At 62.0% G+C, this 13522-nt stretch carries 12 protein-coding genes and 1 pseudogene; 6 read left to right on the top strand and 7 right to left on the bottom strand.

Annotated elements, in window-relative coordinates:
- The first annotated feature begins 48 nt into the window (after positions 1 to 48).
- A pseudogene (locus RW095_RS30720) lies at positions 49 to 797 on the top strand (carbonic anhydrase family protein).
- A gap of 65 nt (positions 798 to 862) precedes the next feature.
- Positions 863 to 1375 (top strand): antimicrobial peptide resistance and lipid A acylation PagP, encoded by a 513-nt coding sequence (locus tag RW095_RS30715; protein ID WP_317022462.1) that lies wholly within the window; start codon positions 863 to 865, stop codon positions 1373 to 1375.
- A gap of 533 nt (positions 1376 to 1908) precedes the next feature.
- Here RW095_RS30715 and RW095_RS30710 read toward each other — a convergent pair.
- The 6 genes from RW095_RS30710 to RW095_RS30685 all read right to left on the bottom strand — a co-directional run bounded on the left by RW095_RS30710 (position 1909) and on the right by RW095_RS30685 (position 8619).
- On the bottom strand, positions 1909 to 2736 hold the full coding sequence (locus RW095_RS30710; RefSeq protein WP_317022461.1) for an ABC transporter permease: 828 nt from the start codon (positions 2734 to 2736) through the stop codon (positions 1909 to 1911).
- 58 nt (positions 2737 to 2794) lie between these two features.
- A complete protein-coding gene (locus RW095_RS30705; RefSeq protein ID WP_317022737.1) occupies positions 2795 to 4048 on the bottom strand; it encodes an ABC transporter permease in 1254 nt (417 codons plus the stop codon).
- 37 nt (positions 4049 to 4085) lie between these two features.
- Positions 4086 to 5132: an ABC transporter substrate-binding protein gene (locus RW095_RS30700; RefSeq protein ID WP_317022460.1), complete on the bottom strand. Its 1047-nt coding sequence runs from the start codon at positions 5130 to 5132 to the stop codon at positions 4086 to 4088.
- 1 nt (position 5133) lies between these two features.
- On the bottom strand, positions 5134 to 6315 hold the full coding sequence (locus tag RW095_RS30695; protein WP_317022459.1) for an ABC transporter ATP-binding protein: 1182 nt from the start codon (positions 6313 to 6315) through the stop codon (positions 5134 to 5136).
- A 32-nt stretch (positions 6316 to 6347) separates the two neighbouring features.
- Entirely contained in the window at positions 6348 to 7511 is a 1164-nt protein-coding gene (locus RW095_RS30690; protein ID WP_317022458.1) for an SRPBCC family protein, read from the bottom strand.
- A 181-nt stretch (positions 7512 to 7692) separates the two neighbouring features.
- Positions 7693 to 8619: a LysR family transcriptional regulator gene (locus tag RW095_RS30685; RefSeq protein WP_128595268.1), complete on the bottom strand. Its 927-nt coding sequence runs from the start codon at positions 8617 to 8619 to the stop codon at positions 7693 to 7695.
- Positions 8620 to 8827: 208 nt separating this feature from the next.
- Between RW095_RS30685 and RW095_RS30680 the strand changes: the two genes are divergently transcribed.
- Genes RW095_RS30680 through argE form a run of 4 tightly spaced genes read left to right on the top strand, consistent with a single transcriptional unit; the run spans position 8828 to position 12532 of the window.
- Positions 8828 to 10195, top strand: a complete 1368-nt coding sequence (locus tag RW095_RS30680; protein WP_317022457.1) for a flavin-containing monooxygenase — start codon at positions 8828 to 8830, stop codon at positions 10193 to 10195.
- A 55-nt stretch (positions 10196 to 10250) separates the two neighbouring features.
- Entirely contained in the window at positions 10251 to 10688 is a 438-nt protein-coding gene (locus RW095_RS30675) for a RidA family protein (RefSeq protein WP_128595269.1), read from the top strand.
- A 10-nt stretch (positions 10689 to 10698) separates the two neighbouring features.
- Complete coding sequence (locus RW095_RS30670) at positions 10699 to 11376, top strand: DUF1028 domain-containing protein (RefSeq protein ID WP_317022456.1); 678 nt, start codon at positions 10699 to 10701, stop codon at positions 11374 to 11376.
- Complete coding sequence (gene argE / locus RW095_RS30665) at positions 11369 to 12532, top strand: acetylornithine deacetylase (protein WP_317022455.1); 1164 nt, start codon at positions 11369 to 11371, stop codon at positions 12530 to 12532. Before RW095_RS30670 ends, argE begins: the two co-directional genes overlap by 8 nt.
- 158 nt (positions 12533 to 12690) lie before the next feature.
- On the opposite strand, the gene RW095_RS30660 is transcribed toward argE, so the two are convergent.
- Complete coding sequence (locus RW095_RS30660; protein ID WP_317022454.1) at positions 12691 to 13452, bottom strand: CerR family C-terminal domain-containing protein; 762 nt, start codon at positions 13450 to 13452, stop codon at positions 12691 to 12693.
- Between the last annotated feature and the right edge of the window lie 70 nt (positions 13453 to 13522).

Below are 13522 nucleotides of genomic sequence, written 5' to 3'. Positions count from 1 at the left end.
AGCTATCGGAAAGGATCTCGTTCCACTCAAAAAAGAGGAACTCGGGTCATGTGCGAAACATGTGAATCTGCCCGGCGAGGCAACGGTGCAGGTCGTCGCCTCTTCCTTAAATTGACCAGCGCTGCGGCCATGCTTGGGTCGGCTGCGGGCGGCGCGCTCGTCGCGAGTCCGGCACGCGCCGGCGCGCTGACCAAAGAGCAGCGCGACAGCATGACGCCGGACCAGATCATCGAGGCGATGAAGCGAGGTAACGCGCGTTTCCGGAGGGGCGAGCGGAAAGCCCGTAATTACCTGGGCGAGCAGAAGGCAAGCGCGAGTGGTCAGTATCCCGCGGCGGTACTGCTTAGCTGTATCGACTCGCGCGCGCCGGCCGAGGTGATCATGGATCTCGGCATCGGCGATATTTTCAATTGTCGTGTGGCAGGCAACGTCGCGAACGACGATATCCTCGGCAGCATGGAGTTCGCGTGTGCACTGTCCGGTGCCAAGGTAGTACTCGTGATGGGCCACACCTCCTGTGGCGCGATCAAGGGAGCGATTGACAACGCAGAGTTGGGCAATCTGACCGGATTGCTGGGCAAGATCAAGCCGGCGGTGGAGGCAACGGCCTACAACGGCGAGCGCTCAGCATCGAATTACACGTTCGTGGACGCCGTCGCACGCAAGAACGTCGCGATGACTTTAGCGAACATTCGTAGCGGTAGCCCGGTGCTGGCAGAGCTTGAAACCAAGGGGCGATCAGGATAGCGGGCGCGATGTATAACCTGAAGACCGGCGAAGTGGAGTTCTTGGGCTGATTGCCGGTCTTGCCTGAACCATGAAAAATGGCGCTCTGAAGAATCTTCTCGCGTTGTGTACGGTGATGGCGTCGCTGCACGCCGCATCGGCGAATTGCGATTTTTCATCGCAATGGATGACCTCCTTCTGCACACGGATAACCAATATCACGACGTACGGCACGTGGGATATGTATCTCACAGGATACGGATGGCATGTCGATGGTTATTCGGAGAGCGAGATCAATTCCAATTCATGGGGAGGCGGCGCAGGGAAGCATTTCACGGATCGCAACGGCAACGAGGACAACCTGTTCCTGGTGGTCTTTCTCGACTCGCACAAGCGTCTTGAACCGCTTGGCGGGTACGCCCGGCAATGGTTCACAGATCCGGTTCTAGGTGGATTGTCTATTGGCGGCGGGTTCTTCGCGGGATTCACCGCGCGTGAAGACATCGCGCACTATGTGCCCGTTCCGCTGGTGTTGCCGATAGGGTCGCTGCGTTATCAGAAGGCGTCGATCATGGCCACATTTATTCCCCGTGTTCCCGGAGTCAGCAAGGGCGACGTCGTGTTCTTTTGGGCGCGCTACCAGTTCTGAGTGCCACTCTTCTGCCTACACCGCATGAGCGCTATGGAGCCCTTTCGGTAATAGTGTCAATGAGTCGCTGCATCAGCAGAGTCTTGCCGTTCATCGCTTCGGATTTGCAGCGCGGGTGGTCGAAGGTCGTGAGGAGGAAACACACTCCACGATCCGTCATAGCTTCGAAAGAAGAACAACGCGTGAGAGCAGACCGCGTCGCCTGTTTTCACATACACGTAGCGGTGTTGGCCTTTTCCCGCCGCTCCGAATCGCGTGACCTGGACCGGCATGATCGGTACCGGCGAAAGCCACTTTTCGACCAGCGAGCGCAAAGTACTCGCCTTATAACGCATCGCTATCCCCATCGCCGATGGTGCGGCTTAGGGTAGCCCGCTCGAAAAGCGAGCGCCGCCACGGCCACATCAGTTGAATAACCAGAGTATGCGGGCGCATCACTGCAGGCAATGAGCCTTTGGTCCAATACCATCGCGGCGTCTCATGTTCTATCCTCGCGAACATTTCGACGGACGGCGTGCGCCGCTTCCATTGCGTCAAACAAGCGCATTGCTGGCGGCGGCCGCGCGGCCGCGCAGCCAGGTGATGCTCGCAAAGAGCAGCACCGCGAACACGATCAGCATTGTCGCGACGGCGAGGATCGACGGGTCGATCGAGTCGCGAATTCCGCTCCACATCTGTCGCGGCACGGTTGTCTGATCCGGGCCGCCGATGAACAGAATGACAATCACCTCGTCGAATGACGTCGCGAAAGCGAAGACGCTGCCGGTGGCGATCGCCGGCATGATGAGCGGCAAGGTCACGCGCCTGAATGTCACCCACGGCGGCGCGCCGAGCCCTGAAGCGGCACGCAACAGGCTGTGGTCGAACGAAAGCAACGACGCGGTCACGGTGATCACGACGAATGGCGTGCCGAGAGCGGCGTGCGCGAGCACCACGCCGGGATACGAGTTCACGAGTCCGAGCGGCGCGAAGATCAGATAGAAGCCTGCGGCGACCACGACGATGGGGACGATCATCGGCGAGATGATGAGCGGCATGATCAGCGAGCGCAGCGGAAACTGCGAGCGCGAGAGCCCCAGTGCGGCGAGAGTGCCGAGACATGTCGCGATCACCGTCGAAGCCGCGCCGATGCCGAGGCTATTCAGCAGCGAGCGTTGCCAGTCCGCGCTCGTGAGCGCCTGCTCATACCAGCGCAGCGAAAATCCTTGCATCGGGTACGAAAAGTAGGAACCCGAATTGAACGAGAGCGGGATGATCGCGAGGATCGGCGCAATCAGGAAGAACAGCACGAGCGCGGTATGCAGCCGCACCCAGCGCGATGCCACGCGTTCGGTCAGCATCTTGTTGCGTTGATCTTGCATATCGTTCCTTCGTCGTATCCTTTCGTCGTGTTTCGTCGCGTGCGTGTTCGAACGGTGCTCAACCGAAGCGCAAGCGGTCGATGCCGACGACGCGGTTAAAGAGGAAATAGAAGATCGCCGTAAAGATCACGAGATAGGCCGAGAGCGCGCCGGCGAGGCCCCAGTTGAGCTGCGTGTTCGTCTGCATGGCAATGAGCTGGCTGATCATCTCGTCGCCGGCGCCACCGAGCAGCGCAGGCGTGATGTAGTAGCCGAGCGCGAGCACAAATACGAGGAAGCAGCCTGCGCCGACGCCCGGCAACGTCTGCGGCACATAGATCCGCACGAACGCGGTGAACGGATGTGCGCCGAGCGATTGCGCGGCGCGCATGTACACAGGCGACACGCTTTTCATGACCGAGTAGATCGCGAGAATCATGTACGGCAGCAGCACGTGTGTCATGCCGATCAGAACGCCTGCACGATTGAAGATGAGCGGCAGCGGATGCGTGGCGAGGCCGAGACCCATCACCAGGCTATTGATGACGCCGCCCGGTTGCAGCAACACATACCATGCTGTCGTGCGCACGAGCAGCGAAGTCCAGAACGGCACGATCACGAGAAGCATCAGCCGGTTGCTGCTTTTCGCGGGCAAGTTCGCAAGCAGCCACGCGACAGGGTAGCCGAGCACGAGGCACAGCAACGTGACCGTCGCGCTGATGAAGATGGTCCGCACGAACGCTTGCCGATAGACCGAAGCGTTGTCCGCGACGAACGAGAGCGTGCCCTGGGGCGTCACCTGCGCATCGACCGCGGCGAGCAGATAGTCAGGCGTCGGCGACGCTGCGGCTCGCTTCAGCAAGCGCCAGGTCTCGGGCGAGTTCCAGCGTTCGTCGAGTTCGACGAGCGCCGGCTTCCACGCGGGCGGGGCATCGGCGGACAGCTGGCGCGCGGTGCGCATGAGCAGGCTGCGAAACTCGGGCTGGGCGAAGTTCAGCCGCCGCGCCACGGTGCCGAGTTGTCCGCTTTGCTGCGCCTCTTTGAGCCCCGCGGCGAGCAGCGCGAACGTGGCTTCGTCCGGCACGCCGCGACCGTCCCATGCATCGAGCGCGCGCGTGAGCGCGGGCATGCTGTCCGGCACTTCGCGGTTCTCGACGCTGCGCGCGAGCAGCAACATGATCGGCGCGATGAACGTCGATAGCAGAAACACGAGCAGCGGCAGCGCAAGCAGCAGCGCCTGCAAGGATGCGCGGCGGCGCGCCTTCTGAAACGACGCGCGGCCTTCGGCTCTCGTCGGAGAGCCCGGGACCGTGCCTTGGGCGGAAGCGGGCATGCTGGTAGTCAAGTTGGGCTCTCGTCGAACGATGGCGTTACTGCGTCAGCCACACCTGGAAGCGCTTGTTGATCTGGTCCGCGTTGTCGGCCCAGAAGTTCGCGTTGATCTGCAGCGCGCGCTTGAAGTTCTCGGGTGCGGTCGGCAGATCGGCAAGACGCTGCTTGTCGATGAGCGCAATCGCGTCCTTGCGCGGCGGCGCGTACGCGATGTACTTCGACAGGTCCGCGTAGGCTTTGGGCTGCGAAGCGGAGACGATGAATTTCGCCGCGGCGTCCGCGTGCTTCGCGCCCGTCGGAACGCCCCACCAGTCGAAGTCGTAGACCTGCGCGTCCCAGACCGCCTTGAATGGCTTGTTGTCCTTCTTCGCGGCATCGGAGATACGGCCGTTGTAGGCCTGCGTCATGACGACCGCGCCGTCCGCGAGCAACTGCGGCGCCTGCGCGCCCGACTCCCACCACACAATGCTCTTCTTGATCGTGTCGAGCTTCTTGAACGCGCGGTCCACGCCGGCGGGCGTGCCGAGCACCTTGTAGACATCCTTCGGATCGACGCCGTCCGCGATCAACGCCCATTCCATCGACACCTTCGGCGACTTGCGCAAGCCGCGCTTGCCCGGGAATTTCTGCAGATCGAAGAAGTCGTTGACGGTGGAAGGCGCTGTCTTGAGCTTGCTCGCGTCGTATGCATAGACTGTCGACCAGACCATGCTCGCGACCGCGCAATCGCTGATCGAACCGGGAATGAAGTCGCTCGTCTTCCCGAGCGTCTTCTTGTCGAACTTCTGCAGAAGGCCTTCGTCGCATGCGGTGATCGCATCGTTGGTTTCGAGGTCGATCAGGTCCCACGTGGTGTTTTTGGCCTGCTCCATCGCGGACAGCTTGGCGAGACCGCCGTCATACGATTCGGTCGAGAAGCCGATCCCCGTGGCCTGCGTGAACGGTTCGAAGTAGGCCTTTTTGGCCGCCGCTTCGTACGCGCCGCCGAAGGTCACGACGGAGAGGGTCTCCGCTGCCTGGGTGGTCACGGTGGCGAAGGCGGCTACGGCGAGTGCAGCGCATTGTGCTTTGATGAGGGTGCGCATGTCAGTTGGCTCCTGCTGGTGCGGTCGTGATTATGGAAGGTGAGGGCGGTGCGGTTACGTTGATTGCGGGCGCGCTTCGGGGCGCAGGTGCGGCGAGGATCTTGCAGTCGTCGTGGCGCCACGCGACGTCGATGGTGCTGCCGGGTGAGGGCAGCGCATGGCGCTGGGTGTTGGGCACTTTCACGACGATCGAATCGCGCGAGCCGAGCGTCAGGTGTACACGGTGATGATCGCCGCAATACACCAGTTCGTCGACGCGCGCACGCACTACGTTGTCGTGTTCGGCGGCGAGCGTGCCTTCCGCGCTCGGGATATGCGCGCGTTCTGGGCGCAACGCGAGCATCGCTTCGTCGCCGGCGCGCAGGCCTTCTTCGCAACGGCCTCGAATCATGCTGCCGTCCGAAAGCGCAAGCGTTGCCGAACCTTCGCCCGTTTTCGCGACGCGCCCCGTCAGTCCATTGTTCTCGCCGACGAAGTTGGCGACGAACGCGTTCTGTGCGTTTTCGTAGAGCTCGCTCGGTGTGGCGGCCTGCTGGATACGGCCATCGGAAAACACGGCCACACGGTTGGACATGGTCAGCGCCTCAGCCTGATCGTGCGTCACGTAGACGATCGTGAGCGACAGTTCACGATGCAGGCGCATGATTTCGTACTGCATGGTTTCGCGCAGGCGCTTGTCGAGCGCGCCGAGCGGCTCGTCCATTAGCACGACACTCGGCTCGAACACGAGCGCACGTGCGAGCGCGACGCGCTGCTGCTGTCCGCCGGAGAGTTGCGCAGGGCGCCGGTTCGCCAGATGCGGCAGTTCGATCATGTCGAGCGCGCGCTTCACTCGCGCCTTCTGCTCGGAGCGGCTCACGTGCCGCACCGAAAGCGGAAAGGCGACGTTCTCCGCAATGGTCAGATGCGGAAAGAGCGCGTAGTTTTGAAACACCATGCCGATGTCGCGCTGATGCGGCGGCTTGTCGTCGAGGCGGCGGCCGTCGAGGCGGATCTCGCCGTGAGTGGGCGTTTCGAATCCCGCGAGCATCATCAGCGTGGTTGTCTTGCCCGAGCCGGAGGGCCCGAGCAGCGACAGAAATTCTCCCTTGCCCACCTCGAGATTCAAGTCATCGACGACATATTGGGCGCCGTCATACGATTTGCTCACGCGCGAGAGCGAAATGAAGGAGGGGTTTGACATCGTGATCGCGTCCTGTCGATGATGCGTCGTAATCAATGTGTACCGGGCTGCGTCGCGGCGATCTTGCTGGCAAGGTAGCGCGCGAAGTCATAGTTGGGGCGTTCGAGATGGCTCAAATGGCCCGGTTTCGCGAGCGGCGCGTGCACGCCGCGAAAGACCGCTTCCACGCCGCGTTTATCTTCGGCGTTCACGTCGTCCAGAAGTTTCTTCAGCGTCGCCATGTGCGCGTTCGCCTCGGGGTCCGCGATGAACTCCGGCGCAAGCCCTCCGCCGAAGCGGATATGCACGCGCCCCACGCCCTGAGGTTGCAGCACGAGATACCAGAAGTAACCTGGGGTAAGCGTGACCAGATGCGTCGGATAGATAGCGAGCAGCGCGGTGGTCTTGCGCCAATGCCCGGTAAGACGCGTGTTCTCCGGATGCGCGTTGCCGATCGGCAAAGACGGTTCCTTCGTGATCCAGTGATAGTTGAACGCGGGATAACCCGGCGGGCATTCCATTTCTTCGAGCCGCGAATGCGGTCCTACCGTCGCACGATGCAGCATGGGCAGGTGATAGCTTTCCATGAAGTTTTCCGCGAGGATCTTCCAGTTCGTGTCCCACACGTGCTCTTCATAGAACGTTTCGATGTAGTCCGACATGCCGTATGCGCCGATCAGCTTGCTCAAATCGGCAAGCTGCTCGCGCACGGGCGGCGCGTTTTGGTCGAGCGTCACGTAGAGCCAGCCTTGCCATTCTTCGCAACGCACTGTGGGCAGCCGGTAGTTTTCCTTGCAGAAGCCCTGTTGCCTGTCCATGAGCGGCGCGCCTTGCAGTGCGCCGTCCAGTGAATAATTCCACGCGTGATACGGGCAGACGATGCGGCGCACGTTGCCGCGTCCTTCGAGTAACACCGACATGCGATGCAGGCACACGTTCGACATCGCCCTGAGCTGCATCTGTTCGTCGCGCAGAACCACGACGGGTTGCGCGCCGATGCGCGCGCTCAGGTAATCGCCGGGTGCCTTGAGCGCGCTCGCGCGGCCGACGCATTGCCATTCCCGCGCGAAGATCGTGCGCTCTTCCAGCGCGAGGAATTCGGGCGACGTGTAGACACCGGGCGGCATTGCATGCGCATCGCCGAATGGCCGTTCGCAACCCGTCTGCAGGTCTTCGACCAGTGCATGCACTGCGCTCGTCGTTGGCAGGTCGGTCATGCGTCCCCCTCGATTCGTGACGGTAAGAGCGAGCCGGCGTGAAGCCTCGCGACGTAGCGCTCAACATGGCCACCAATCTATCAAGCCAATTTGCAAGCCAAAATATTGTTTTCAGATACAAAGCAAAGCTTTTGTCTATGCAGCGAACGCAATCTGAAAGCAGACGATTGACCGCTCTGAATCATGCGTCGATGTGCAGCCGCCGGATGTAGTTCTCGCAGAACGACGCAAAACGATGCACCACCTGGCGAGGCTTCATCGTGCGCGATTGCGCGATGCCTAGCATCGTTGCGTTGACGTTGTCTTTGAAGCGTTTAATGACGAACTCTTCGCCATCCACCGTGCGATTGGACTTGAGCGGAAAGTTGAGCAGGCTATAGCCGAGACCGTTCGCGACCATGCCGCGCACGACCTCCGGCTGCGACGAACGAAACGCGGGCACCGGCCGGCTGCCCACTGCGTCGAAGAGCGCGGCGAAATACTCGCGGCTGTGCGGCAAGTCGAGCATGACATAAGGCTCGGGCAAAAGGTCGGCGAGCGATACCTTGCGCGCGCGGGCGAGCCGATGCGTCCGCGGGAGGATCGCGTAAGGCGGCAGCGAGAGCAGCGGCGTGAAGGCGATGTCTTCGGTGAGGTCGAGGCTGTAGGTGAGGGCGATGTCGAGCGAGCCATCGTGCAGGCCGCGCAAAAGGCCGTCCTGATGCGCTTCGACGGTGCGAAACGAAATGCCCGCGTTCTCGCCCGTGAAGCGGCTGATCAGACCCGGCATGAGCGGCGGCGCGAGCGAGACGAGACAGCCGAGCGCAATGGCGCCCGTCATGCCGCCGTCCATTTCCTTCGCGGTCGTTTGCAGTTCCTCCGCGATCTTCAGCAGATTGCGCGCCTGGCCGAGCAGATCGCGTCCGGCCTGCGTGAGCGAAAGACCGCTCGCGTGATGTCGTATGAAGAGTTGCACGCCGAACGAGACTTCGAGATCCGCAAGCGCCGTCGAGATCGACGGTTGCGAAATATGCAGACGCTTTGCGGCCGCCGTGAAAGACAGCGCTTCCGCCGTGACGACGAAATAGCGCAACTGGCGCAATGAGTAGCGCAACGGGTGACTTTCCATCGACGACGCTCCATCTTCAAGGTCTTCAATGGGCGGCATTGTGAGGCGGTCAAAAAGCGCTGCATAGGAAAAACCGATGCGCTGCATTTTTTTAATATGTTTTTCGGATTCGGAACGGGCGGGTAGATTTTGACGGGAGACGAACGGCCCGGCGGCACACGCCATCGGCAAGCTCGATTCGCTATAGCCTCTTCTGAAGGACACCGTCATGACACTCGAAACAACGTCGATCGATACGCTGGTGGTCGGCGCAGGCCAGGCCGGCGTCGCCATGAGCGAACACCTGACGAGGCTCGGCGTGCCGCACCTCGTGCTGGAGCGCGCCCGTATCGCCGAGCGCTGGCGTACCGGGCGCTGGGATTCGCTGGTTGCAAACGGTCCCGCATGGCACGATCGTTTTCCCAACCTCGAGTTCGCGGACGTCCACCCGGACGCGTTCGCGCCGAAGGAGCAGGTCGCGGATTATTTCGTCGCCTACGCAAGGAAGTTCGATGCGCCGATCCGCACTGGCGTCGAGGTGAAGCACGTCGTGCGCAATGCGGGGCGGCCGGGCTTCACGGTCGAAACGTCGGAGGGCAAGATCGAAGCTAATCGCGTGGTCGTCGCAACGGGGCCTTTCCAGCGCCCCGTCATTCCGCCGATCGCGCCGCAAGACACGCGTCTCACGCAAATTCATTCCGCCGACTATCGCAATCCGGGGCAATTGCCTGAAGGAGGCGTGCTGGTGGTGGGTGCGGGATCGTCCGGTGTGCAGATCGCGGACGAATTGCAACGCGCGGGCAAGCGCGTTTATCTGTCGGTCGGCGCGCACGATCGTCCGCCACGGGCTTATCGCGGTCGCGATTTTTGCTGGTGGCTCGGCGTGCTCGGCGAATGGGACGCGGAGGTCATGAAGCCGGGCAGGGAACACGTGACGATTGCGGTAAGCGGCTCGCGCGGCGGTCATACGGTGGACTTCCGTCGTCTCGCGCATCAGGGCATTACGCTCGTGGGTCTCACGAAGTCTTTCGACAATGGCGTCGCTGTCTTTGAAGACGATCTGGCGGCGAACATCGCGCGCGGCGACGAGAACTATCTGTCGCTGCTGGACGCGGCCGACGCGTATGCCGAGCGCAACGGTCTCGATCTTCCGCAAGAGCCCGAGGCGCGGGTCATTCCCGCCGACCCCGAGTGCGTCACGCATCCGCTTCGCGATCTCGACCTGGCAGAAGCCGGCGTGACGTCGATTGTCTGGGCAACCGGTTATGCAGTCGATTTCGGCTGGCTGAACGTGAACGCCTTCGACGAAAAAGGTAAGCCGGCGCATCAGCGCGGCGTATCGAAGGAGCCGGGCATCTATTTTCTCGGACTGCCCTGGTTGTCGCGTCGCGGCTCTGCGTTTATCTGGGGGGTGTGGCACGACGCGAAGCACGTCGCCGATCACATCGTCACCCAGCGCAAATATCTGGCGTATTACGATGGATCGCAGTCCGACGCAGCGAGCCGCGGCGACCAAAGCACAGCAAGTACTGAAAGCGTCGACGGCGCATCCGCCGGTTCCAGGGTTCATAAGGTCAGCGAAATGGGCGTGAACTGATTCACGCGTCTCTTCGATCCGCGATCCACTTCTCCCCGTATTAAAAGGTGCACTGATGAGCCAACCTACGCATACCCGTATTCGCATGTTCAACACGAAGGACACGTATCCAAACCAGACGCTCGACAACGACCTCTGTCAGGCCGTGCGAGCAGGCAATACGGTGTATGTACGCGGTCAGGTGGGGACCGATTTCGATGGCCGTCTGGTCGGCCTGGGCGATCCGCGCGCCCAGGCCGAGCAGGCGATGAAGAACCTCAAGCAATTGCTCGAAGAGGCGGGCAGCGACTTGTCTCACGTCGTCAAGACGACGACGTATCTGACCGACGTCCGTTATCGTGAGCCCGTTTATCAGGAAGTCGGCAAGTGGCTAAAGGGCGTATTTCCGATTTCCACCGGCCTGGTCGTGGTTGCGCTGGGTCAGCCTCAATGGCTGATGGAGATCGACGTGATCGCCGTCATTCCGGATGGATGGACGCGGCCGCAAGCCTGAGGAGCGGGACATGACATTCTCTATTGTCGGACGCTGCGCGCAGTCGGGGCAGCTTGGTATTGCGATCAGTTCTTCGAGCATTGCAGTGGGCGCCCGCTGCCCCTGGGTGCGTGCAGGCGTCGGCGTGGTCGCGACGCAAAACGTCACACTGCCAGCACTGGGCCCGCAGATTCTCGATCTTCTCGAAAGCGGGCAATTCGATCCCGCCGCAGCGTTGGACCGCGCGCTGGGCGCGAACGAGTGGAGCGAATATCGGCAGGTCACGGTGGTCGATAGCCAGGGCCGCACGGCGTTCTTCAGCGGCAAGGAAGCGTTGGCCACGTATCACGCCGTCGCGGGCAGGCAATGCGTGGCAGCGGGCAATATGCTCGCCGGCGCCGAAGTGATCGAGGCAATGGTCCCTGCGTTCGAGCAGGCCGCAGGCCCGCTTGCCGATCGGCTCCTCGCGGCCATGCATGCGGCGATGGCCGCGGGCGGTGAGGTCGGGCCCGTGCATTCGGCGGCGCTCAGGATCGTGGGTGACGTGAGCTGGCCGATCGTCGATTTGCGGGTCGATTGGGAGGACGACGATCCCATCGGCCAACTCGACGGTTTGTGGCGCGCGTATCAGCCGCAGATGCAGGACTATCTGACGCGCGCATTGAATCCGACCGCCGCGCCCAGCTACGGGGTGCCCGGCAATGAGTGACAGGTCCAGCCGCGCGCTGCTCGCCACGTTGATCGGCTTTGCCACGGTCAGCCGCGAGTCGAATCTGGACATGATCGAGTTCATTCGACATTACCTGAACGAACTGGGTGTGGAGAGCGAACTGTTCTACAACGCCGAGCGTACCAAGGCGAATCTGTTTGCGACCATCGGTCCGCGTGAGCGAGGCGGCATTGTGCTGTCAGGCCATACCGACGTGGTGCCGGTCGAAGGCCAGGCGTGGAGCGTCGACGCATTCCGTCTCACCGAACGCGACGGGCGGCTGTATGGCCGCGGTACGGCCGACATGAAGGGCTTTATTGCATCGGTGCTCGCGGCGGTGCCGAGCTTCGTCGAACGCGATTTGAAGCTCCCGGTGCATCTCGCCTTTTCATACGACGAGGAAGTCGGGTGCCTCGGCGTGCGGCCTATGCTCGCTGAACTGGAACGGCGTCCGCATAAGCCGGTGCTGTGTCTGATCGGTGAGCCGACCGAACTCAGGCCGGTGCTCGGACACAAAGGCAAACTGGCGATGCGCTGTCAGGTCAGGGGTGCTCCCTGCCATTCGGCCTATGCTCCGTATGGTGTGAACGCCATTCAGTACGCGGCGCGCATGATCAGCCGTCTGGAAGAGATTGGCGAACATCTCGCGCAGCGCGAGTATCGCGACGAACGGTTCGATCCTCCGTTTTCGACCGTGCAGACCGGGGTGATCAGAGGCGGCCGTGCGCTGAACATCGTGCCCGCAGAATGTGAGTTCGATTTCGAAGTGCGGGCGCTGCCGGGTTTCAACGCCGGTCAGGTGGCCGACGACTTGCAAGCGTATGCCGAAGCCGAGCTGCTGCCCAGGATGCGCGCCGTGAAGTCCGACGCCGACATCCGTTTTCAGTCGCTCTCCGCCTATCCGGGACTGGCTACGTCGCCCGACAGCGAAGCGGCGCGTCTTCTGACGTTGCTGACCGGTTCAAACGAGTTCGGCACGGTGGCGTTCGGCACCGAAGGCGGGCTCTTCGAGCAGGCCGGCATTCCCACCGTGGTCTGCGGACCAGGCAGTATGGACCAGGGGCATAAGCCGGATGAGTTTCTCACCAGCGAGCAATTGAGCGATTGCGATGCAATGCTCGCTCGTCTGGCGGATTACCTTTCGGCTACTGGTTGAAACGGATGCACCGGGGAGGGCGCGCGTCGCGATGCGGGCCTTCGTTCCTGGCGCTGAAGCCTCGGTCTCAGTCGTACAGAGGACTTGCGACGCTCGCCGCGTCATATCCCGGCTCGGGTTGATTCGCGGGCCGCGCTTCAGTTGCCATCGCCATCGCCTCAGACCTCCTTGCGCGATCGCGCTTTGCTCGCGGTTTTCGCCCCTGTCGCTTGCCGCGCGTCGCGTTCCCGGCTCCAGTGTTCGAGCAATATGCGTGTCTGATCGCGTACCGTGGACTTCAACTGCTCGGCCTTCTCTGCATCGATGCTTTTCCAACCGAGGACCGACAGCGTCGAGCGATGTGCGAGATGAAACACCACCAGCTGCCCATGCAGACTGAAAGTGCGAATCTGCGTGACGGGGTCGTCGGCGGCTAGCCCGCAGATGCGCGCCACCAGCGCGGCGCTCGCGTCGTTCAAAGGCTGACGGATCCGGCACGCCAGAATCTGCGTGGCGCTTTCGGGCTCGTAGCCGGCCTGCTCGCGTGCAAAGAACATCCGCCGGCCTGGTTTGCTTGCTTTCGTGAACGCGCCGTCCGCCGTTGCTTCCTGAATGCGGATGAAAGCGTCGATCAACACTGCGGTCTCGGCGTTTTCGCGCAACACGGCTTGTGCATGTTCGATGGCCGGGCCGAAGGTGCTCCATGCGTCGTCGGCGAGTGCTTCGACGCACGCGCGATACAGCCCTTCCTTGTTCTCGAAGTAGTACTGCAGCGCGGGCGCGTTGACGCCGGCGCAAGCCGCGATCTCGCGCGTCGACGCGCCCTCGAATCCGTGTTCGCCGAACAGCTGGATCGCTGCTTCGATGATTCGCTGACGCGTCTCGTCACCGCGCGCGTAGCCGCCTTCCGGCGACCGACGCACTTTCTGTGCGGGGTTCATGCATTTCTCTCCATTACTTCCACACAAATATATCACTTGACACAATTCTATCGACTGGAATAATTCTGCC

The organism is Paraburkholderia kirstenboschensis, from assembly GCF_032806925.1.
Classification (GTDB): domain Bacteria; phylum Pseudomonadota; class Gammaproteobacteria; order Burkholderiales; family Burkholderiaceae; genus Paraburkholderia; species Paraburkholderia kirstenboschensis.
Note: the sequence above shows the minus strand (reverse complement) of the source record. Positions and strands in the feature narration are given on the sequence as shown.

Bases quoted from the DNA above. Each gene is read 5' to 3' on its own strand.
- RW095_RS30660 (WP_317022454.1), bottom strand. From the start codon at position 13,452: ATGAACCCCGCACAGAAAGTGCGTCGGTCGCCGGAAGGCGGCTACGCG.
- argE (WP_317022455.1), top strand. From the start codon at position 11,369: ATGAGTGACAGGTCCAGCCGCGCGCTGCTCGCCACGTTGATCGGCTTT.
- RW095_RS30675 (WP_128595269.1), top strand. From the start codon at position 10,251: ATGAGCCAACCTACGCATACCCGTATTCGCATGTTCAACACGAAGGAC.
- RW095_RS30710 (WP_317022461.1), bottom strand. From the start codon at position 2,736: ATGCAAGATCAACGCAACAAGATGCTGACCGAACGCGTGGCATCGCGC.
- RW095_RS30715 (WP_317022462.1), top strand. From the start codon at position 863: ATGGCGTCGCTGCACGCCGCATCGGCGAATTGCGATTTTTCATCGCAA.
- RW095_RS30685 (WP_128595268.1), bottom strand. From the start codon at position 8,619: ATGGAAAGTCACCCGTTGCGCTACTCATTGCGCCAGTTGCGCTATTTC.
- RW095_RS30700 (WP_317022460.1), bottom strand. From the start codon at position 5,132: ATGCGCACCCTCATCAAAGCACAATGCGCTGCACTCGCCGTAGCCGCC.
- RW095_RS30670 (WP_317022456.1), top strand. From the start codon at position 10,699: ATGACATTCTCTATTGTCGGACGCTGCGCGCAGTCGGGGCAGCTTGGT.
- RW095_RS30705 (WP_317022737.1), bottom strand. From the start codon at position 4,048: ATGCCCGCTTCCGCCCAAGGCACGGTCCCGGGCTCTCCGACGAGAGCC.
- RW095_RS30680 (WP_317022457.1), top strand. From the start codon at position 8,828: ATGACACTCGAAACAACGTCGATCGATACGCTGGTGGTCGGCGCAGGC.
- RW095_RS30690 (WP_317022458.1), bottom strand. From the start codon at position 7,511: ATGACCGACCTGCCAACGACGAGCGCAGTGCATGCACTGGTCGAAGAC.
- RW095_RS30695 (WP_317022459.1), bottom strand. From the start codon at position 6,315: ATGTCAAACCCCTCCTTCATTTCGCTCTCGCGCGTGAGCAAATCGTAT.